Source organism: Bradyrhizobium sp. WYCCWR 12699 (assembly GCF_032144035.1).
Classification (GTDB): Bacteria; Pseudomonadota; Alphaproteobacteria; order Rhizobiales; family Xanthobacteraceae; genus Bradyrhizobium.
In genome coordinates this window covers 90,973-112,367 of sequence record NZ_JAVTJN010000033.1, presented here as the reverse complement: position 1 = coordinate 112,367, position 21,395 = coordinate 90,973, and the positions used below count along the sequence as shown (strand labels likewise).

The 21,395-nt window shown below is 65.2% G+C and carries 17 protein-coding genes; 6 read left to right on the top strand and 11 right to left on the bottom strand.

Annotated elements, in window-relative coordinates; genetic code table 11:
* The first annotated feature begins 2 nt into the window (after window positions 1-2).
* Window positions 3-1,613: an NAD(P)/FAD-dependent oxidoreductase gene (locus RPS27_RS20600; protein ID WP_212067668.1), complete on the top strand. Its 1,611-nt coding sequence runs from the start codon at window positions 3-5 to the stop codon at window positions 1,611-1,613.
* Window positions 1,614-1,899: 286 nt separating this feature from the next.
* Here the strand turns inward: RPS27_RS20600 and RPS27_RS20595 are convergent, their stop codons facing one another.
* On the bottom strand, window positions 1,900-2,055 hold the full coding sequence (locus RPS27_RS20595) for a Flp family type IVb pilin (RefSeq protein WP_371746368.1): 156 nt from the start codon (window positions 2,053-2,055) through the stop codon (window positions 1,900-1,902).
* Window positions 2,056-2,218: 163 nt separating this feature from the next.
* Here RPS27_RS20595 and RPS27_RS20590 point away from each other — a divergent pair, with 163 nt between their 5' ends.
* The 3 genes from RPS27_RS20590 to RPS27_RS20580 all read left to right on the top strand — a co-directional run bounded on the left by RPS27_RS20590 (window position 2,219) and on the right by RPS27_RS20580 (window position 4,395).
* Complete coding sequence (locus tag RPS27_RS20590; protein WP_212067670.1) at window positions 2,219-3,112, top strand: 50S ribosomal protein L11 methyltransferase; 894 nt, start codon at window positions 2,219-2,221, stop codon at window positions 3,110-3,112.
* A gap of 102 nt (window positions 3,113-3,214) precedes the next feature.
* The gene (locus RPS27_RS20585; RefSeq protein ID WP_212067671.1) at window positions 3,215-3,685 is read left to right on the top strand and encodes a hypothetical protein; all 471 of its coding nucleotides are present in this window, start codon (window positions 3,215-3,217) and stop codon (window positions 3,683-3,685) included.
* The gene (locus RPS27_RS20580; protein WP_212067672.1) at window positions 3,658-4,395 is read left to right on the top strand and encodes a hypothetical protein; all 738 of its coding nucleotides are present in this window, start codon (window positions 3,658-3,660) and stop codon (window positions 4,393-4,395) included. The genes RPS27_RS20585 and RPS27_RS20580 overlap by 28 nt, the downstream gene beginning before the upstream one ends.
* A gap of 17 nt (window positions 4,396-4,412) precedes the next feature.
* Here RPS27_RS20580 and RPS27_RS20575 read toward each other — a convergent pair whose 3' ends face one another.
* Entirely contained in the window at window positions 4,413-4,595 is a 183-nt protein-coding gene (locus RPS27_RS20575; RefSeq protein WP_212067673.1) for a hypothetical protein, read from the bottom strand.
* 185 nt (window positions 4,596-4,780) lie between these two features.
* On the opposite strand from RPS27_RS20575, the gene RPS27_RS20570 reads away from it, so the two are divergent.
* The gene (locus RPS27_RS20570) at window positions 4,781-6,610 is read left to right on the top strand and encodes an aminopeptidase P family protein (protein ID WP_212067674.1); all 1,830 of its coding nucleotides are present in this window, start codon (window positions 4,781-4,783) and stop codon (window positions 6,608-6,610) included.
* Window positions 6,611-6,931: 321 nt separating this feature from the next.
* Complete coding sequence (locus tag RPS27_RS20565; RefSeq protein ID WP_313754221.1) at window positions 6,932-8,206, top strand: multidrug effflux MFS transporter; 1,275 nt, start codon at window positions 6,932-6,934, stop codon at window positions 8,204-8,206.
* A 41-nt stretch (window positions 8,207-8,247) separates the two neighbouring features.
* On the opposite strand, the gene ligA is transcribed toward RPS27_RS20565, so the two are convergent.
* The 9 genes from ligA to murB form a co-directional block, all read right to left on the bottom strand.
* Window positions 8,248-10,401 carry an NAD-dependent DNA ligase LigA gene (gene ligA, locus RPS27_RS20560; RefSeq protein ID WP_194403920.1) on the bottom strand — a complete coding sequence of 718 codons (2,154 nt, stop codon included), beginning with the start codon at window positions 10,399-10,401 and terminating at the stop codon, window positions 8,248-8,250.
* 196 nt (window positions 10,402-10,597) lie between these two features.
* Entirely contained in the window at window positions 10,598-12,268 is a 1,671-nt protein-coding gene (recN, locus tag RPS27_RS20555) for a DNA repair protein RecN (RefSeq protein WP_212067675.1), read from the bottom strand.
* Between the two features lie 13 nt (window positions 12,269-12,281).
* Window positions 12,282-13,172 (bottom strand): outer membrane protein assembly factor BamD, encoded by an 891-nt coding sequence (locus RPS27_RS20550; protein ID WP_194403922.1) that lies wholly within the window; start codon window positions 13,170-13,172, stop codon window positions 12,282-12,284.
* A gap of 244 nt (window positions 13,173-13,416) precedes the next feature.
* Complete coding sequence (gene lpxC, locus RPS27_RS20545; RefSeq protein ID WP_212067676.1) at window positions 13,417-14,379, bottom strand: UDP-3-O-acyl-N-acetylglucosamine deacetylase; 963 nt, start codon at window positions 14,377-14,379, stop codon at window positions 13,417-13,419.
* Between the two features lie 364 nt (window positions 14,380-14,743).
* Entirely contained in the window at window positions 14,744-16,546 is a 1,803-nt protein-coding gene (gene ftsZ / locus RPS27_RS20540; protein WP_211416300.1) for a cell division protein FtsZ, read from the bottom strand.
* 90 nt (window positions 16,547-16,636) lie between these two features.
* Complete coding sequence (gene ftsA, locus RPS27_RS20535; RefSeq protein ID WP_212067677.1) at window positions 16,637-17,959, bottom strand: cell division protein FtsA; 1,323 nt, start codon at window positions 17,957-17,959, stop codon at window positions 16,637-16,639.
* Window positions 17,956-18,984, bottom strand: a complete 1,029-nt coding sequence (locus tag RPS27_RS20530; protein WP_212067678.1) for a cell division protein FtsQ/DivIB — start codon at window positions 18,982-18,984, stop codon at window positions 17,956-17,958. The genes ftsA and RPS27_RS20530 overlap by 4 nt, the downstream gene beginning before the upstream one ends.
* A 350-nt stretch (window positions 18,985-19,334) precedes the next feature.
* Window positions 19,335-20,321 (bottom strand): D-alanine--D-alanine ligase, encoded by a 987-nt coding sequence (locus RPS27_RS20525; protein WP_212067746.1) that lies wholly within the window; start codon window positions 20,319-20,321, stop codon window positions 19,335-19,337.
* Between the two features lie 151 nt (window positions 20,322-20,472).
* Window positions 20,473-21,393, bottom strand: a complete 921-nt coding sequence (gene murB / locus RPS27_RS20520; protein WP_212067679.1) for a UDP-N-acetylmuramate dehydrogenase — start codon at window positions 21,391-21,393, stop codon at window positions 20,473-20,475.
* Between the last annotated feature and the right edge of the window lie 2 nt (window positions 21,394-21,395).

Sequence of the window (21,395 nt, the reverse complement as noted above, 5' to 3'; positions counted from 1 at the left end):
TCATGACCGAAACCGACGTCGTCATCATCGGCGCTGGCCATAACGGCCTTACCTGCGCGGCCTATCTCGCGATGGCGGGCCTGCGCGTGCATGTGGTCGAGCGCCGCAAGGTCGTCGGGGGTGCCGCGGTCACGGAGGAGTTTCACCCGGGATTCCGCAATTCGGTCGCGGCCTATACCGTGAGCCTGCTCAATCCGCAGGTGATCCGCGATCTCAAGCTCACCGAACAGGGCCTGCGCATCGTCGAACGGCGTGCCCAGAACTTCCTGCCCGCGCCCGACGGCAGCTATCTCCTCACCGGCGAGGGCCGGACGAAGGCATCGGTCGAGCGGTTGAGTGCGCATGACGCAGGCGCGCTCGACGGATTTTCACGCGAGCTGGAAGACATCGCCGACGTGCTCAGGCAGTTCGTGCTGCGGGCGCCGCCGAACCTCGTCGACGGCTTTGGCACCGCGGCCATCCGCGAAGGCGTCAACGCCTGGAAGACTGCCAATATCCTGCGCGGCCTCACGCTGGAGCAGAGCCGCAGCCTGCTCGACCTCTTCACCCGCTCGGCCGGCGAGATGCTGGACGAGCGCTTCGAGCATGATCTGGTCAAGGCGCTGTTCGGCTTCGATGCCATCGTCGGCAACTATGCCAGCCCCTACGCCGCCGGCTCGGCCTATGTGATGCTGCATCACGCCTTCGGCGAGGTGAACGGCAAGAAGGGTGTCTGGGGTCACGCCATCGGCGGCATGGGCGCGATCACGCAGGCGATGGCGCGCGCGGCGCGCGAGCGGGGCGTCGTGATCGACACGGATGCCGGGGTGCGCGAGGTGATCGTCGAGCGCGACCGCGCGGTCGGCATCGTGCTGGAGAACGGCGAGACGATCCGCGCGAAATATGTCGCGGCCAACGTCAATCCAAAGCTGCTCTACACGCGCCTGATCGCGGCTGAGGCGCTGCCTGCGGACTTCCTCGCCCGCATCCGGCACTGGAAGAACGGCTCCGGCACCTTCCGCATGAACGTGGCGCTGGACCGCCTGCCCTCCTTCACGGCGCTGCCGGGCGAAGGCGACCATCTCTCGTCCGGCATCATCCTGGCGCCGAGCCTCGACTATATGGACCGCGCCTATCTCGACGCGCGGGCGCAAGGCTGGAGCCGCTCGCCCGTCGTCGAGATGCTGATCCCCTCCACCCTCGACGACACGCTGGCGCCCGCGGGACAGCATGTCGCGAGCCTGTTCTGCCAGCACGTCGCGCCGGAGCTTCCGGATGGAAAATCGTGGGATGACCATCGCGACGAAGTCGCCGATCTCATGATCGCGACGGTGGACAGCTACGCGCCGGGTTTTGCGGCGAGCGTGCTGGGCCGCCAGATACTGTCCCCGCTCGACCTCGAACGGCAGTTCGGACTTCTCGGCGGCGACATCTTCCACGGCGCGCTGACCTTGAATCAGCTGTTCTCGGCACGGCCCATGCTGGGCCATGCCGATTATCGTGGACCGTTGAAGGGCCTCTACCATTGCGGCTCCGGAGCGCATCCCGGCGGCGGCGTCACCGGAGCGCCCGGCCACAATGCGGCGCAGGCGATCCTGAGGGATCACCGGTCGCTGTTCGGAAGCCGTGGATAGGCCTGTGGATTGCCTGTGTACAGCCTGTTGGCAGAGCTGTGGAGAGGCTGCGGATGATTGGGCCAGAACCTCGTGACGAGCCCGGGGAAAACACGGTGGAAAAGCGCAGGGACAATTGCGGGAAAAGCGGGTGGATAGCGTCCTGGATAAGCAGCGGACAACCTGTGAGTCATCGAAAGCGCTGGCCAAAAACGACATCGCCCGCAAGGGGGAATTCCCCTCGCGGGCGGTGATCAGGAATAGCCTCAGAAGAAAAACAGCCCCCGCTGGGAAGTGGAGGCGGAATTTACTTCAAGGAGGTGTTAATCGACGTGAACTTGTCGTTCATGGTGCTACCCAGGCTGTTCACCACGGTGATGATCGCCAGGGCGATGCCCGCGGCAATCAGACCGTATTCGATCGCCGTCGCACCGGACTCATCCGACCAGAACTTCCAAATCATGCTCTTCAAGACTCGCCTCCGTTTCAATTTCAAATTGCACTGTCTGAATTCGACATCCGAAAATGTACGGGGCGCGACCTTCGACCCGGTTAACCCGGCAACCGCAACTTTCGCGGAAAATCGCCAACAAAAGTTCCAAAAATTGAACCCAATGGAACCCTGAATGCAGCCTTCTCCAACCCATCGCGCCAGCTTTTCGATCGGCAGCGAGGCCGACGCGAGGCGCGTCGTCGACGTGCTCACCGAGGTGTTTTTCGAGGGCGACGCGGCGGTCGCGGCGTTCGAGCGGCCGGACGGACAATGGGACGTCACGCTCCATTTCGCGGAGGCGCCCGATCAGGCTTGGCTGCGCGAACTCATTGTGAATTCAGCAGGAAATGAGATTGCCGCGACGCTTGTCTTCGACACGATCGAGGCGAAGGACTGGGTCAAGGCCAGCCTGGAAGACCTGGTCCCGGTGCCGGCCGGCCGCTTCGTCGTGCACGGCAGCCACGACCGCGACCGGGTGGCGCCGAACAAGCTCGCCATCGAGATCGAGGCGGCGCTCGCCTTCGGCACCGGCCACCACGGCACGACGCGCGGCTGTTTACTGCTGCTTGACCATGTCCTGAAGAGTTCCCGTCCGAGGAACCTGCTCGACCTCGGCACCGGGACCGGCGTGCTGGCCATCGCCGCGGCGAAAGCGCTGCATCGCCACGTGCTCGCCTCCGACATCGACCCGCCGTCGGTGCGGGTGGCAGCCGAAAATGCGATGCTGAATGGAGCCGGCACCCATGTGCGGGTGATCCGCGCCACCGGATTCGCCGCGCCGGATTTCGGACGGGCCGGTCCGTTCGACCTGGTGCTGGCCAACATCCTTGCCAACCCCTTGCGGCAATTGGCGGGCCCGATGGCGCGGCATCTCGCGCCCGGCGGACGCGTCATCCTCTCCGGCCTGCTGACGCACCAGGCCCCCGCCGTGATCGCCGCCTATCGCGCGCGCGGCCTCGTGCCGTTGAAGCATCTGCGAATCGAGGGGTGGAGCAGTCTGTTATTGCGACGCACTCACAGAACCTAGTCGTACCGCGCCCACCTTCTAGCTCTAGTTGCGCAAGCCGAATGATGAGGTACATTACGCTTCAAATTGATTTGAATTCTGCCATTTTCAGGGTGATCGCGGATGACCCAGAGCATCATATTGCTGGCGATTGGAGCGGTAGTCGTTGCATCGCTTTTCATTTGGTCGAGACGCTCTCCGACGCCGAGCGGAGCAGATACCAGCGCCAACAACAAGAAGTACGATGAGATCGTAAGGCTTGCCATCGACGATGCCGCGCAACTATTGGCGTATGCCTCACGGACCGGCACTTCGTTGAATAGCGCCGACGTACAGGCCATCATTCTGGCGCATAGCGCGGGAAATTCAATCACGCCTGAGCAAGAAGCCACTTTCTGGACCGCGGCGTCTGCGATTTCCAAGGCTATCTCTCCAGTCACCTTGGAAACGATCAAGTCAACGAATTCCGCCGACGGAAAGAGCGCCGCCGCACGAGCGGCGAGCAGCTATCGAATTCGAACGATGGTCACGCTCGTTGCACTCCTTGTATTTCAAATCTATGGCTCGTGGGCGCCACGATCTGCACAGATCTGAAGGAAATCAGGGGACGACTCGAAACCCTCGCCGAGCAGGGCAGCAAAGAGGGGGCAGCGGCGAGAGCTCTGAACGACAAGGATCCAGACTATGCCGCAAAGAAGGTTCTAGCGGATCAAGTTTTTGACCGCTGGGACAGCCTGTTGTGGCAGGAAAAGATAAGCGCTTGGGCAGACTTCGAGGTATTGAGGAACTGGAACGTCCTGAAATTGGTGCTCATTCCAAAGAGCGAAAGCGCACCCCTTCCAGAGTCGAGCTTGGCAACCACAAAGGACGGAGAGCGTCGCGCGGACGAAATCAAAGAGACTGATCACTTTCTTTGGGTCTTTACCCCCGGAAATGCTGAGCAAATTCAAACGGCTCAAATCGTTCTTACTGCCCTGCTGAAGTACGTCTTGCCGATCTTATACGGCGCGCTCGGCGCAAGCGCCTACATCGTGCGAATGATCGCGGACGAAGTCAGGAGCTACACCTTCTCACGCGACTCGATTGTGCGTTACGAGCTTCGATATTACTTGGGCGCGGTGGCGGGCTTTTCCATCGCCTGGTTCACTTCAGAATCGAAATCCACTGAAACAGCCGGAATATTGCAATCTCTTTCGCCCTTAGCGCTGGCGTTCTTGGCGGGCTATAGTGTCGATCTTCTCTTTTCATTCCTGGACAGGTTGGCTTCTGCCTTCTCATCTCCGGCGCCTAAGCAAAGCGGTTGACGTGCGCCGGCACAACCTCAATCACCAGATGAAGAACCGATCGGCTGACTTTTCTTGGATTTCACGGCAGCGCGTTTGGCGCGGCGCTCGGCGATCCGGTCGATCATCTGGTTGATGACGCTACGCGGCTTCTGCGGTGCCGCCGCGGCCGCGCCGCGGCGCGCCGGCGGCGATATCTTTTCAAACGAGAACGCTGGCATCACGTGTCCCCTCGTCGTTGAGATGAACCACCTGCTCGAATGTCCCTGTCACCCGGACGAAGCGCGGCAGCCGCATCCTTTACTCCACTCATTCGAATGGAACCATTCAAGCACAGTCCATGCCAGATGCGACGCAAATGCGACGAGATTGCGGACTGATCCCCATGATCCTAAAGTGATCCACCATGTTCGAAGCACACTTCCAGACATTCGAGGAGCCAGAGGCCGGCGTCGCATTGACGGCGCGGCTGGCGGCACTTCGCGAAGAACTCGCCCGTCGCAAGCTCGCCGGCTTCGTCGTTCCGCGTGCCGATCAGCAGCAGAACGAATATGTGCCGCCGTCGGAAGAACGGCTGGCCTGGCTGACCGGATTTACAGGCTCCGCGGGATTCGCGGTGGTTCTGGCCCAGGAGGCCGCGTTGTTCGTCGACGGCCGCTACACGCTGCAGGCGGCCAAGCAGGTCGATGCAAAGGCCTGGGCCGTGGAATCGCTGATCGACCCGCCGCCGGAGAGCTGGGTGTCGGCGCATCTGAAAGCCGGGGACCGCCTCGGATTCGATCCGTGGCTGCACACTTTTGCGGCAGCCGAGCGCCTGTCCGCCGCCTGCGCCAAGGCCGGTGCCGAGCTGGTCGCGGTCGACAGCAATCCGATCGACGCGATCTGGCAGGACCGCCCCCAGCCGCCGCTCGCCCCCGTCGCCGTGCACGGACCCCAGCATGCCGGCGTCACGGAAGCCGAGAAGCTGACGCAGATCAGAAGCGAGATCGGCAAGCTCGGCGTCGACGCGCTGGTGCTGTCCGACAGCCACGCGGTCGCCTGGACCTTCAACATCCGCGGCGCAGACGTCGCCCATACGCCGCTGCCGCTGTCCTACGCGCTGGTACCGAAAGACGGACGTCCCACCATCTTCATCGATAGCCGCAAGCTCTCAAACCTCACGCGCGACCATCTCGAGCAATCCGCCGACGTGCGCGAGCCCGATGCGATGGCGCCGACGCTGATGGCGCTCGCCAAGGGCGGCGGGTCGATCGCGCTCGACGGCGCCACCGCGGCCGACGCGCTCAGCCGGCTGATCGCGGCCGCCGGCGGCAAACCGCTGCGCGGCAGCGATCCGATCGCGCTGCTCAAGGCCGTCAAGAACCCGATCGAGATCAAAGGCACGAAGACGGCCCACGTGCGCGACGCCGTGGCGCTGGCGCGTTTCCTGGCGTGGGTCGACCGGGAAGCGCCAAGCGGCAAGCTCACCGAGATCGACGCGGTCGAGGCGCTGGAGACGTTCCGCCGCGACACCGGCGCACTGAAGGACGTGTCGTTTCCGACCATCTCCGGCACCGGCCCGAACGGCGCCATCGTGCATTACCGCGTCACGCGCAAGAGCAACCGGCGGATCGCGCCCGGCGACCTCCTGCTGATCGATTCCGGCGCGCAGTACGAAGACGGCACCACGGACGTCACGCGCACCATGGCCGTCGGCGAGCCGACCGACGAGATGCGCGACCGCTTCACACGCGTGCTGCGGGGCCATATCGCGATCGCACGTGCGATCTTCCCCGACGGCACCACGGGCGCGCAGCTCGACACGCTGGCACGGCAATATCTCTGGGCCGCCGGCGTCGATTTCGAGCACGGCACCGGCCACGGCGTCGGCAGCTACCTCTCGGTGCACGAAGGACCGGCGCGGATTTCGAAGCTCGGCACCACACCGCTGAAGCGCGGTATGATCCTCTCCAACGAGCCCGGCTATTACAAGACCGACGGTTTCGGCATCCGCATCGAGAACCTCGAACTCGTCGTCGCCGCCGACATCAAGGGCGCCGAGAAGCCGATGAACGCGTTCGAGACGCTGACGCTTGCACCGATCGACCGCCGGCTGATCGACGTCGCGATGCTGAGCAAGGACGAGCTCGACTGGCTCAACGCCTATCACGCGCGCGTCCGAGCCGAGGTGCGGCCGGCGCTGGACGAAGCGACCCGGGGCTGGCTCGATCAGGCGACGGCGGAGCTGAAGACGTAACGCATACCGCCACGCGATGAGCGCAAGGCTGCTTCCCAACCGCCGCCGTCATGCCCCGCGAAGGGGCAATCGAATACGCCGAGGCCTCTCGATTCAATCAGCGTAGCCTCTGGAATACCGGATTCCCCGCATTTGCGGGGAATGACACCGAAGTTGAGGCGCGAGCGCACAACATCCCGGCACGCGCGCCCCGTAAGATAGTGCCTCCGCCCTCCCTCATCGCAACCCTCCCGGAATCCGTATAGCCGCATTCCGAAACGCCGATATCGGTCTTGCGCGAGCGCGCTACAGTCGATTCGAACTGCAACGAGATGGGCCCGCATGCACGGCATGATCAGCAAGCCGCCGAAAGCGGCAACCAACCTTGCGACCTCGCGCGGGGTGCTGCTGTTGCTGGTCGTGATGACCGGGATTGCGCCGATCTCGCTCTACATCCTGGTTCCGGCGCTGCCGGTGCTGGCGACGAATTTCGGCAGCGACATCTCCATCGCGCAGATGACGGTGTCGCTCTACATGGTCGGCATCGCGCTGTCGCAGCTGATCATGGGGCCGCTGTCCGACCGGTTCGGCCGCCGCCCGGTGCTGCTCGGAGGGCTGGCGCTGATGGTCGTGGCGAGCGTCGCCTGCATCTTTGCCGAAACCCTGCCGCAGCTGATCGCAGCCCGCTTCTTTCAAGCCCTGGGCGGCGCCGCCGGCATGGTGGTGAGCCGCGCCATCATCCGCGACATCTATGAGCGCGACCGCGTCGCCTCGATGATCAGCCTCGTGGTCGCGGCGCTGATGTTCGGACAGATGGTCTCTCCGCTCACCGGCGGCCTGATCGAGACCGCGTTCGGCTGGCGCGCGATCTTCTACGCCATCACCATCGCCGCGATCATCGTCGCCGTCGGGATCGCATTCGCGCTGCCCGAGACCCGCCGCAGCCGCGCGGCCGGCAGCGGCTTCCGCGGCGACGTCGGCATTCTGATCAAAAACCGCGCCTTCGTCGGCTATGTGATGTGCCAGGTGCTGGCCTCGCAGATCATCTTCACCTTCGCGGGCGGCGGCCCCTACATCGTGGTGACGCAGATGGGCCGAACCAGCGCCGAATACGGCGCCTGGTTCGCGACAACGGGATTTGCATTTCTCGTCGGCAATCTGCTCTGCGTGCGCTTTGCGCCGCGGCATTCGCTGGAAAAGCTGATCTGGTTCGGGCTCGCGCTCCAGCTCGCCGGCAGCCTGCTGAATCTGCTGTGGAGCTTCACCGGCTGGAACGAGGCGCCAAGCTGGCTGTTCGGCACGCAGATGATCGTGATGGTCGGCAATGCCTTCGTGATGTCGAACTCCGCCGCCGGTGCCATCAGCATCCGCCCCGAAGCCGCCGGCGCCGCGTCGGGCGCCATGGGCTTTCTGCAACAGGGGATCGGCGCGCTGATGTCGCAATTCGGCGCCTATCTCGGCGGCCATTCAGCCACGACGCTGCCACTGACCGCGGCCGTCCTCGCCGTCTCGCTGCTCTGTGCCTGCATGATGATCTTCATCGTCCCGCGCCGCGAGGTGATGGTGAGCGAGACGATGATCGAACAGGCGGAGGAGGAAGAGAGCGGGATCATGTGACTCATTCTTCCTTCTCCCCTTGTGGGAGAAGAAAAGACCCCTCACTCCCCGATCAACTTTAGCCACTCGTCCTCGGTCAGCACCTTGACGCCGTGCTTGTTGGCCTCCGCGAGCTTCGAGCCCGCGCCGGGGCCGGCGACGACGAGATCGGTCTTCTTCGACACCGAGCCCGACACCTTTGCGCCTAACCGCTCGGCGGTGGCCTTGGCCTCGTCGCGGGTCATCTTCTCCAGCGATCCCGTGAACACGACCGTCTTGCCGGCGACGGGCGAATTGCTCTTCGGTTTCTCGGCGTCGACGATCTCGACCTCCTTGGTCAGCCGCTCGACGATGCCGCGATTGTGGCTCTCGCCGAAATAATCGGCGATGCTCTTGATCACGGTGTCGCCGATCTGGTCCAGCGCGTCCATGTCGGCCATCGCCTCCTCGTCGCCGTCGGCGACCTTCAGGCAGGCGTCGTGGAAGGCATCCCAGGAGCCGTAGCCGCGCGCCAGGGCCAGCGCGGTGGTCTCACCGACATGGCGCATGCCGAGCGCATAGACAAAACGCTCCAGCGCGATCTTGCGCCGGCTCTCGATGGCTGCGAACAGATTGCGTACTGAAGTCGCACCGTAGCCCTCGATCTCCTCGAGCTTGAGCTTGGAATTGCGCTTCTCCAGCGTGAAGATGTCGGCGGGCTCCTTGACCCAGCCTTCATCGAAGAAATACTGCAGCTGCTTTTCGCCGAGACCGTCGATGTCGAAGGCACGGCGCGACACGAACAGCTTCAAGTGCTCGATCTTCTGATAGGGACAGGCGAACTCGCCGCTGCACCGGGCGCGGGATTCCTCTTCGCCGGCAGCCGTCTCTCCGCGCACGACGTCGGTGTGCAGCGGGCATGGGCATTTCTTCGGGAAGGAAAATTCCTTGGCACTCTTCGGCCGCTTGTCGAGCACGACGTCGACGATCTGCGGAATGACGTCGCCGGCGCGCTGGATCACGACGGTGTCACCGATCCTGATATCGCGACCCTCGCGCAGCACTTCGCCCTTGTTGCCGATGCCCTTGATGTAGTCCTCGTTGTGCAGCGTGACGTTCTGCACGATCACGCCGCCGACGCCGACCGGCTCGAGCTTGCCGACCGGCGTGAACGAGCCGGTGCGGCCGACCTGGATCTCGATGTCGCGCAGCACCGTCATGGCGCGCTCCGCCGGGAATTTGTGCGCGATGCCCCAGCGCGGCGTGCGCGAGACGAAGCCAAGACGCTCCTGCCAGTCGATGCGGTCGACCTTGTAGACGACACCGTCGATATCGTAGTCGAGCTCGGCGCGCTCTTCCTCGATGCTCTGGTGGAACGCGACCAACTCCTCGACCGAGTGGCAGAGCTTGGTCAGCGGATTGGTCTTGAAGCCACAGCGCTCGAACCAATGGATCATGCCGGTCTGCGTCTCTTCCGGCATCGCGCTCATCTCGCCCCAGGCATAGGCGAAGAAGCCGAGCGGACGCGAAGCGGTGATGGTCGGGTCCTTCTGCCGGAGCGAGCCCGCGGCCGAATTGCGCGGATTGGCGAAGATGGTATCGCCCGCCGCCTTCTGCCGCTCATTGAGCGCGAGGAACGCCTTCTTGGTCATGTAGACCTCGCCGCGGACCTCGCAGATGTCGGGGACGTTGCGCCCCTTCAGCTTCTGCGGCACGTCTTCGAGAGTACGAATGTTGGCGGTGACGTCCTCGCCCACCGCGCCGTCGCCGCGTGTCGCCGCGGTGACGAGCTCGCCGCCCTCGTAGCGCAGCGACATCGACAGGCCGTCGATCTTCGGCTCGGCGGAGAAATTGACCTCGTCGTCGCCGAGCTTGAGGAACCGCACGATGCGGCCGACGAAGTCGCGCACGTCCTCTTCGGCAAAGGCGTTGTCGAGCGACAGCATCGGAACGGAATGCCGGACCTTCTTGAAGCGGCCGGACGGCGCCGCGCCGACCTTCTGCGAGGGCGAGTCCGCCGTGACGAATTCCGGAAACCGCTTCTCGATGGCGTTGAAGCGCTGGCGCAACGCGTCGTATTCGGCGTCGGTAACGGAGGGCGCGTCCTCTTGATAGTAGCGCTCGTTGTGCCCCTCGATCTCAAGCGACAGCCGCATGTGCTCGACCTTGGCCTGGGCCTTGGTGAGATCGGCGACGTCGCGAAGCGGTTTTGCTTTGGATTTTGCTGCTCTGGCCATGATGCTTGGATACGACAGAGCGGGCGGCAGGGTAAAGGCGTGTGGAAATCTCGTGCTCCGCACGCAGCGCAACGTTCCCGGCGAAGCGCAGCATCGTCCGGTGCGGTGCGCTGCAGAGCCGAGGCCACCTGGCAGCGCTCTGGATCCCGGCTCTGCGGAGCGGCACTGCGCGCCGCACCGCGTCCGGGACACGAACCTAGCTCGCCGCCTTGAGCAGCCGTTCCGCGGCCGCCCGCGCCTCGGCCGTGATCTCGGCCCCCGCCAGCATGCGGGCGATTTCCTCGCGGCGGTGGTCGGCGGCCAGCGCGTTGACGCGGGTGGCGACGCGCTTGCCCTTGTCGAGGGCGTCCTTGGAGATGAGCAGGTGCTGGTCGGCGCGGGCGGCGACCTGCGGGGCGTGGGTCACGGCCATCACCTGGACCTTGCCGGCGAGCCGCGCCAGGCGCCCGCCGATGGCGTCGGCGACGGCTCCGCCGACACCCGTGTCGATCTCGTCGAACACCAGCGTCGGTGCCGAGCCGCGATCGGACAGCACGACCTTGAGCGCGAGCAGGAAGCGCGATAGCTCGCCGCCGGAGGCGACTTTCATCATCGGCCCCGGCTTGGTGCCCGGATTGGTCTGCACCCAGAACTCGACCCGATCGAAGCCCTGCGGGCCCGGCGCGGCCTCGTCGGTCGCGACCTGGGTCGTGAACTTGGCGCGTTCGAGCTTGAGCGGCGCGAGCTCGGCATTGACGGCCTTGTTGAGCTTCTCGGCCGATTTCTGCCGCGCCGCCGACAGCTTCTTGGCGGCCGCTGCATAGTGTGCGTCGGCCTCGATCGCAGCCTGCTCCAGCTTCTTCAGGCGCGAAGCACCGGCATCGATCAGCACGACGTCGGCGGCATATTTGGCGGCGAGCGCTGCGAGCCCGTCGACCGGCGTCGAATATTTGCGCGAGGCAGCGCGCAACGCAAACAGCCGCTCCTCGATGCGCTCGAGCTCGGCCGGGTCGAAATCGGTTGCGGCCAGCGCGGCCTGGAGATGCTGGTCGGCCTCCTCCAGCGCGTTGATCGCGGCGTCGATCGCCCTCACGGCAGGCTCGACCAGGGCCGGCGAATTGACGCCGCGGCGCTCCAGCCGGCGTACCGCGGCCGACAGCGCCGCCACCGGCGAATGGTGGCCGCCGACCGCCTCCTGCGCCTCGCGCAGATCGGAGGCGATCTTCTCGCCCTGCATCATGGTGGTGCGGCGCTGGGCGAGCGAGGTCTCCTCGCCGTCCTTGGGCGCGAGCTGCTTCAGCTCGGCGGAGGCGTGGCGCAGATAGTCGGCCTCGCGCGCGGCGCGCTCCATGCCGGCGCGATGCTCCTCCAGCGCGGTGTTGGCGGTCCGGCGTGCGTCCCAGAGCGTCTCGACCGCAGCGACGTCCTTCTCGAGGCCCGCGAAGGCGTCGAGCAGGCGGCGATGGGTGGCGGCGTCGACCAGCGCGCGCTCGTCGTGCTGGCCATGGATCTCGACCAGGGCGGCGCCGACGGCCTTCAGCGTCTGCACGCTGATCGACTGGTCGTTGATGAAGGCGCGGGTGCGGCCGTCGGCGAGCTGCACGCGGCGCAGGATCATCTCGCCGGTATCGTCCAGACCGTTCTCGGCGAGGATCTTCGCCGCAGGGTGATTCTTGGGGACATCGAACACGGCGGTGACCTGCCCCTGCTCCGCGCCGTGACGCACGAGGCCGGCATCGCCGCGGCCGCCGAGCGCCAGCGCAAAGGCATCGAGCAGGATGGATTTTCCCGCACCGGTCTCGCCGGTCAAAACCGCAAGGCCGGTGGCGAATTCGATATCGAGCCGTTCGATCAAGACGATGTCACGGATCGATAGACGCGCCAGCATGGAACCAAATTTCCTAGCCGAGGCCCATCTTCTTGAAGGTCTTGCTGATCCAGGACCCCTGATTCTCGCTCGGCTCGAGACCGCCGGATTTTACAAGATTATAGGCGTCCTTGTACCAGCGGCTGTCAGGAAAATTGTGGCCAAGCACGGCCGCCGCGGTCTGTGCCTCGCCGACGATGCCGATCGCCATATAGGCTTCGGTCAGCCGGTACAACGCCTCCTCGACATGGCGGGTGGTCTGGTACTGCGTGACGACGGTCTTGTAGCGGTTGATGGCGGCTGTGTAGTCGCGCTTCTGCGCGTAATAGCGGCCGGTATTCATTTCCTTGCCGGCGAGCTGGTCGCGCGCGCCCTCGATCTTGGCCTTGGCCGAAGTGGCATATTCCGAGTTCGGATATTTGCGCACCACCTCTTCCAGCGCGGCGATCGCCTTCTCGGTACGGGCCTGGTCGCGGCTGACGTCCGGGATCTGGTCGTAATGGGAGGCGGCGATCAGATATTGCGCATAGGCCGCGTCCGGGCTGCCGGGATGCAGCGTGACGTAGCGGGTGGCCGCGCCGATGCAGCCGTCGTAGTCGCCGCCCTGATAGGACGCATAGGCGGACATCAGCAGCGATTTGCGGGCCCACTCGGAATAAGGATGCTGGCGGTCGACTTCTTCGAACTTCTTGTTCGCCGCCTTCATGTCCTTCTTCTCGTTCATGAGGTACAGGCCCTCATTGTAGATCTTGTCGGCGGGCTCCTCGACGAAGGTGTCGTCCTTGGCGGTGAACTTGTCCCAGAGCGAGCCGGTGCCGCAGCCGGCGAGCGGCAGCGCGAGAAGAATGAAGGTGACAGCCTGAAGCAGCCCACGGGCTCGCAAGGAGACCGAGAAATATCCGCGCGTCGTACGCTGTGCCGACATGAGTTTAAGCCCTGACGCCCTGTGAGCGGTGCCCGCCAGCCCATGAACCCCGTCATGGGCGCGAAATGTGTTCGTGGTGCCTGCCATGCGACCACGCCGATGGATCCGAAAAGCGATCTTTAACCAACCGGATAGGCAGGCATTCCGCCCGGATTAAGGCGAACTTGCCGCAATGCTAGCTGATCATGGTTACCAGGAGTTTCCCGGGGTAAGCCGCTGCCAGAGGCCGCGACACCAGCTCTGTTCAGGACACGTCCGGCCCGTAGGCCGCAGCGACCCGGCCGCCGACGATACCGCGACCGACTTCGCCCACGGGACGCGTGGTCCGGCGGGCCGCCTCGCCCTCGACCACCCGCCAGGCGGTACGGTCGGCCAGCAAGGCGGTCAGGACGGCGTGGTTCAGCTTGTGGCCGCCGCGCACCGAGCGGTAGGCGCCAAGCAGCGGCAGGCCGGCCAGCGCGAGATCGCCGATCACGTCCAGCACCTTGTGACGGGCGCATTCGTCGGCGTAGCGCAGGCCTTCGGGATTGAGGAGGCGTTCCTCGTCGAACACCACGGTGTTGCCGAAGGAGGCACCGCGACCGTAGCCCGCGGCCCAGAGCCGCGCCTGATCGCACATCAGACCGAAGGTCCGGGCGCGAGCGACCTCGCGGCGGAACCGCTCCGGCACCAGCTCCAGCGTGTAGCTCTGCCGGCCAATCACGGGATTGGCGAAATTGATCTCAACTTCAGCGCGGAAGCCGTCGGCATAGGGCCGCAATTCGCCAAAGGAGTCGCCGATTGCGACCGAAATGGGTTTCAAAACCTGAATGAAGCGGCGTTGTGCGGGTTGGGTGACAATGCCGGCCTGATCGATCGCCGCAACGAAGGCCGCGGCGCTGCCGTCCATGATCGGCACTTCGGGACCGTCGACCTCGATGGTGGCGTTGTCCACGCCCATGCCCCGCAGTGCAGCAAGCACGTGCTCGGCGGTGGAAACGAGCGGTCCCTCGCTGTCACCCAGCACGGTCGCGAGATCCGTCGCGACCACTTGTCCGGCGGTCGCCTGAACTTCGCGGTCACTTCCCTCAAGGCCCGTGCGGACAAAAATAAAACCTGCGTCGACAGGCGCAGGCCCAAGCGTGAGAGTGACGGGAAGACCGGAATGAACGCCCACGCCTGCCACCGAGGCTTGCGCACGAAGCGTTGTTTGCCGGCTAAATTTCATCAGGAACCCGCCCCACTACGACCCATTGCGACTTATACGAGACCCACTTGGCCGGCTAGTGCCGGCACCCCTGCGAATCCGTATCCCCAAGTCACGCCAAACCATAGTCACTGCCTCAAACAGCGCCAACTCACGCTTTTTTACCGATTGTTACCCCAAACCCGCCGTATTCGCGCCAAGGCTTAACCAAATTGCGCCGAGCTTTTGGGCCGCTTCCGGCAATTCTACCGAACACCCGAACTCGTAATTAATGATTTAAAATCAGTTGTTTGACTGCGCAATCCGGGTATGCACGGGACAAAAGGAAAGGTCCCGGCAAGCGTGTTGCCGGGACCTTTTTTCGTCTGCCTTATTATAACAATCCTCAGGTCGCCTGCCGCCGCAGGAAGGCCGGGATATCAAGATGGTCGTCACCCTGTGGCGCCGGCGCAACAGGCGCGGGACGGCCATGCATGTCCAGGCCCTGCGGCGCGGGACGGCGGGCATACTCCGATACCGGCTCGCTCGATGCGATCTGCTGCGCCACGGTCTTCTGCGGCCGGCGCTCAGGCAGCGGCGGCATTGCGGGACCGGCGGTGCGGGCTGCGACCGGCGGCTCGCTCTCTTCGTCACGACGGCCGAGGCCGACATTGGCGAGGCGCTGGAGCAGCGACAGGCGGCTCTTCGGCGGCGTCTCCTCCTCGACCTCACCGCGAGCCTGGCGAAGCTCGGCCTGGGCCGGCATCGGCAGCTCGTCGATGCGCGGCATCCTGGGCGCACGGACCGGGCGCTCGGCCTGCGGCGGGATGAAGGTCTCGGGCGTCATCGGCTCCTGCATCGCGAGCGGGGCCTGCTCGGGCTCCGGAAACAGGGTTGGCTTCTGGGCGATCGGGCGCACGGTGACGTCGCCGTAGGTCTGCATCGGCGCCGGCGCCTGCGGAACGTCCGCCACGGCAGCCGCGATGGCGGCGAGCGCGGCGCGCTCGACGTTCGGACGGGGCGCCATCGGCGCAGCAGCGACCGGAGCCTGGCTTGCAGCCGGCATCTGCGCTTCCAGCTTCTGGGCGCGCTCGGCCATGCGCTGATTGTCGGCGCGGAGGCGCGCGGTCAAATCGGCGAGACGGCTCTCGGCGGCTGCGGCCGGAGCCGCGGGCGCCTGCTGGGCCTGCGGCGCCGCGTTCGCGACGGGAGCGGAGGTGGCCTGGCTGTTGCGGGCGATCGCGGCCTGTTCGATGCCGGTGGCGACGACGGAGACGCGGATCAAGCCGTCGAGCGCTTCGTCGAAGGTCGCGCCGACGATGATGTTGGCGTCCTGGTCGACTTCCTCGCGGATGCGGGTCGCGGCTTCGTCGACCTCGAACAGAGTGAGGTCCTTGCCGCCGGTGATGGAGATGAGGAGGCCCTTGGCGCCCTTCATCGAAGAGTCGTCGATCAGCGGGTTGGCGATCGCGGCTTCAGCGGCGGTCAGCGCGCGCTTGTCGCCGGAGGCCTCGCCGGTGCCCATCATCGCCTTGCCCATCTCCTTCATCACCGCTCTCACGTCGGCGAAGTCGAGATTGATCAGGCCTTCCTTGACCATCAGATCCGTGATGCAGGCAACGCCGGAGTAGAGCACCTGGTCGGCCATCGCGAAGGCGTCGGCGAAGGTGGTCTTCTCGTTGGCGACCCGGAACAGGTTCTGGTTCGGGATGATCAGCAGGGTATCGACCACTTTGTGCAGCTCGGCGATACCGGCTTCCGCCGTGCGCATGCGGCGGGCGCCTTCGAAGTGGAACGGCTTGGTCACGACGCCGACGGTGAGGATGCCCATGTCGCGCGCGATCCTGGCGATCACGGGAGCAGCACCCGTGCCGGTGCCGCCGCCCATGCCGGCGGTGACGAACACCATGTTGGCGCCGGAGAGATGGTCGCGCAGCTCGTCGATCACCTCTTCCGCCGCGGTGGCGCCGACGTTCGGCTGCGAACCTGCGCCGAGGCCCTGCGTGACCACCGTGCCCATCTGCACGATGCGCTGCGCCTTCGACATCGTCAGCGCCTGCGCGTCGGTATTGGCGACCACGAAGTCGACGCCCTGAAGGCCGGCCGTGATCATGTTGTTGACGGCGTTGCCACCGGCGCCACCGACGCCGAACACGGTGATCCGGGGCTTCAGTTCGTGAATATCAGGAACGTTGATGCTGATGGTCATGGTTGCTGCCTCTCGATCACGCGCGCGTGGGTTCGCCCCGGCCGGTGGCCGCGGGAGTTGGTGAAAATCGATAATTGCGGACAGGAGTCATCAGAAGCCCTCGCGTAGCCATCGTCCGACCTTTCCGAAATAACCGCCGGTCCCTGTCTTGACCTGCTGCCGCGTATGCCGCGGTTCGACATGTTCGAGGTGAACATATTGCGGGTAGACGAGAAGTCCGGCCGGCACCGCGAACGCGGCGTTCTTCGCCTCGTTGGGCAGCCGGCCGAAGCCGAGCGGACGTCCGACCCGCACGGGCCGGCCGAGAATCTGGGTGCCGAGTTCGACGAGGCCGGTGAGCTGCGAGGCGCCGCCCGAGAGCACGACGCGGCCGTTGCGCTCCGAGGCGAAGGGCGAATCCTTCAGCTTGTCCCGAACCATTTCGAAGACTTCCTCGGCACGGTGCTTGACGATGTTGGCGATGGTGGCGCGGGAGACGATCTGCGGCAGATCCTGCTCGTCACCGGCCGTCGGCACAGACATCAGCTCACGCGAGTCCGATCCGCCGGTGATGACGGTGCCGTATAACGTCTTGATTCGCTCGGCATCGGCAATGGTCGCGGAGAGTCCGCGCGCGAGATCCATCGTGATGTGTTGCCCGCCGACCGCAAAACCCGCCGCATGCACGAAACGGCCGCCTGAATAAACGGCAATCGTGGTGGTGCCGGCGCCCATCTCGACGACGGCGGCGCCGAGATCGGCCTCGTCGTCGGTCAGCACCGACAATCCGGCGACATAGGGGCTCGCCGCCATGGCTTCGACATTGATGTGGCAGCGCTCGACCGCCAGCATCAGGTTCCGCGCCACGGTGGCGTCGCAGGTGACGACGTTCATGTCGACGCCGAATTGATGGGCGACCATGCCGCGGGGGTCGCGGATGCCCTTGACGCCATCGAGCGTGTAGCCGACCGGCAGCGCGTGCAGCACGGTGCGGCCTTCGCCGGTGGCGTGGCGCATGCCGGTGGAGGTGACGCGGCTGACATCGGCCTGCGTCACGGCACCACCACGGATGTCGGCGGCAGCTTCCACCAGCTGGCCGGACAGCCGGCCGCCGGAGACCGAGAGCAGCACGGACTCGACCCGCACCTTGGCCATCTTCTCCGCGAGCGCGACGGCCTGGCGCACGGCCTGCTCGCATTCGCCGAGATCGATCACCGCGCCGGCCTTCATGCCGCGCGACTGGATCTGGCTGTATCCGATCAATTCCACCGCATGGGTGCGGCCGCGCAGCGCCTCGCTCGGCGCCGACGGCTTCAGCCGCGCGATCATGCAGGCGATCTTGCTGGTGCCGATGTCGAGGCAGGCGACGAGGCCGCCGCGCTTGTGCGGCATCGGGCGCGTCTTCGGGGTCTGGGTGCGATCGAGACCGGTCATGCAGCGTCCCCGGCCTTCTTTTTCTTCTTGTCCTTGAACAGATCTTCGCGCGCCTTGGCGGCGTCTTCGGACAGCTGCACCACCAGGCGATCGGGCAGGCGCATGTCGACGGCGACGATATCGCGGGAGAACAGCCTGTCCTCCTTGTCGAGCTTGGACAGCATCGCGAGCGCGTTGCCGATGTCCTGCTCGGGCAGGCGAATGTCGAGGCCGTCCTTCAGCCTCAGATTCCAGCGCCGCTCGCCGACATAGATCGCAGCTTTCGTCACGGAATTGACCTGCGGATAGCGCGCCAGCAGCGCGAGGAAATCGCGGGCCTGGGTCTCGGCGCCCTTGCCGACCACGAGCGGCAACGACAGGAAGCGGCGCGAGACGTAGGGCTCGAGCACCGCGCCGTCATCGGCGATGACCGAAAGCCGGCCGGCCTCCTGCCACAGCGCGAACGCCTTGCGCTCGGTCAGCTCGATCATGAGCTGGCCCGGATAGAGCTTCAGCACGGTCGCATCCGCGATCCAGGGATTGGCCTTGAGCTTGTCGCGCACCGCGTCGGCGTCGAGGAACAGCAGCGAGGAGCGGCCGCTGACGCCGCCGATCGCCAGGATCTCGTCCTGGGTGAGCTGCTTGCGGCCGTTGATCACGACCGAGGTGATGCGGAACCCGGCGGAATTGGCCAGCGCGTTGCGGGCATCGCTGACCGCGGTGACGAAATCCTGGAGATGGCCGCCTTTAACGATGCCGAAGCCGGTGCTGCCGATCAGCAGCAGCACGGTCATGCTGATCCCGACCCGGCGCGGCAAATAGCGCTCGACCAGCGCGACCACGCGCGGCGGCGGCTCGCGCTCGACTGCGGCCTTGGCCTTCGCCCTGGTCTTGATCCTGTCCTTGGCGGCGGCACGCGCCCCGGCGTGCTTGTCCTGCAGCCACTCGCGCAGAAGCACGACCGCTCCGACAGCGGCCGCCTTCAGGTCAGCTTGGGGCCTCAGCGATCTGAAAAGAGACCGGGTGAGGCTTCCTGCTCCATCCATTGCACGAGCTCGTCAACAGTTAGTCCGCGACATCGCGCGGATCCTGGCGAACATGACGTCTTGAACATGCCGGGCCGGGTGCTGGTCTTCAGCAGAAGAAAACCTCTCCCCTTCAAAGCGTTCGCTGGAGGTGACATCACCCGCGACAGCTCACGCGCCGGCAGCCAAAGCGCCATATGCGCCGCCAGCGTTAACCTTCGGACGTCCTGGTAAACAAAAGGTAAAGTTCGTTAACGTCCGGCGCATTTTGCCCCGGTGTGTGAGGCATTTATGCCGCGATGTCCGGCATTTTACCGGTTTTGGACCCCAAACCGGCCCGTTTCGCCCATTTGGCCGTTAACCAGTCCTAATTATTTCCGCACGGCCCGCCCGGCGAGCTCCACGAGGCCGCGCAGGAAGTCGACGAAGGCGATGCCTTCGGCTTTCAGCGCCTTGGGGTAGAGCGAGGACTTGGTCAGCCCGGGCAGCGTGTTGGTCTCGAGATAGACGAGGCCCTTGTCCGAGACGATGAAGTCCGACCGGGAGTAGCCGCTGCAGGACATCGCGCGATGCGCCAGCATCGCCTGCGCCTTCAGCGCGGCGGTGATCTCGGGCGCGAAACGGCCGGGGCAGATCTCCTGGGTCGACTTCAGCAGATATTTCGCGGCGTAGTCGAAGCTGCCCTCGCCCGGAATGATCTCGATCGGCGGCAGCGCGATGATCGAACCATCGGCGCGCTCCAGCACACCGCAGGTCGCCTCGATGCCGGCGATGTAGGGCTCGATGACATAGTCTTCGTGCTTGGCCGCGTTACGGACGGCGACGAGATCCTGCTTGGCGTTGACGAAGATCAGACCGTAGCTCGAGCCGTCGCGCGCCGGCTTTGCGATCAGTCTTCCGTATTCGGCGAAGGCTTCGTCGATGTCGTCGAGCGCAACGTTCGGCGGCGATGCCACGCCGCCGAGCGCGGCGAAATGCTTGGCCGCGATCTTGTCGAAGGCCAGATGCGAGGAGGCCGAGCCCGATCCGGTGAAGGGCACGCCGCGCGCCTCGCACATCACCTGCAATTCGCCGTTCTCGGCACGCCCGCCATGCAGGCCGAGCACCAGCACGCGGTTCTCGGCCTTGGCCTGGTCGAGCGCCTGCTCCAAGGGAATACCACGCGTGCCCGGCTTGAACTCGTCCTCGAAGGGACGGGCGTGCTCGAGCAGCTGCTTGGACTGCACGACATGCACCTTGTCCTCGACGTCCCACCACCAGAGATCAGCCTCGGGCAGCGCCTGATGCAGCGCCTGCGCCGAGGCGACCGAGACGAGACGCTCGCGGTTGGAGCCGCCGAAGAGGATGGTGATGCGCATGGTCATGGTCTGCAATCTCTCCATTCGTCATTCCGGGGCGCGACGAAGTCGCGAACCATGGTGCGCAATTGCGCACCTGAGAATCCATTTCCCCATCGTCTCTGCCGTCCGATGGATTCCGGTTCTCGCTTCGCGAGCCCCGGAACGACACTCACGCGGGAATCCCGATCCGCTTGATTTCCCAGTGTAGCTCAATCCCGGAATTCGCCTTCACGCGTTCGCGTACGGTCTCGCCCAGCGTCTCGATATCGTGCGCGGTGGCATCGCCATTGTTGATCAGGAAGTTGCAGTGCATCTCCGAGACCTGCGCACCGCCGACGCGCAGGCCACGGCAGCCGGCGACGTCGACCAGCTTCCAGGCGGAATGGCCGGGCGGATTCTTGAAGGTCGAGCCGCCGGTCTTCTCGCGGATCGGCTGCGCTGTCTCGCGATGGCTCTGCACCTCCGCCATCCGCGCGCGGATCGTCTCCGCATCCCTGATCTCGCCGCGAAAACGCGCGGAGGTGAAGATGATGGAGGGATCGACGCCGCTATTGCGATAAACGAACTTCATGTCGGCATTGGAGAAGACGTGCTTGGTACCGTCGCGACCGACGCCGCGCGCCTCGATCAGCACGTCCTTGGTCTCGCCGCCATTGGCGCCCGCATTCATCCGCAGCGCGCCGCCGATGGTGCCGGGAATGCCGAAGTAGAATTCGAGCCCGCCGATATTGGCGGAGGCGGCCACCTCCGCCACGCGCTTGTCGAGCGCGGCCGCGCCGGCGGTCACGACGTCGCCGCTCGCGCTCGCTTCGCCGAAGGCGCGCGGCGCCAGGCGGATCACGACGCCCGCAATGCCGCCATCGCGCACGATGAGGTTGGAGCCGACGCCGACGACATAGACGGGGATGTCGGGCGCAAGACGCGCCAAGAAGTAAGCGAGATCGTCCTCATCCGCCGGCGTGAACAGCACCTGCGCCGGACCGCCGACGCGAAACCAGGTCAGCTCGGCCAGCGACTGGTTGGCGAGCAGCCGGCCGCGAAGTTGCGGCATCGCGGCTTTGAGGTCGGGCGTGATGTCGGGGAAGCTCACCA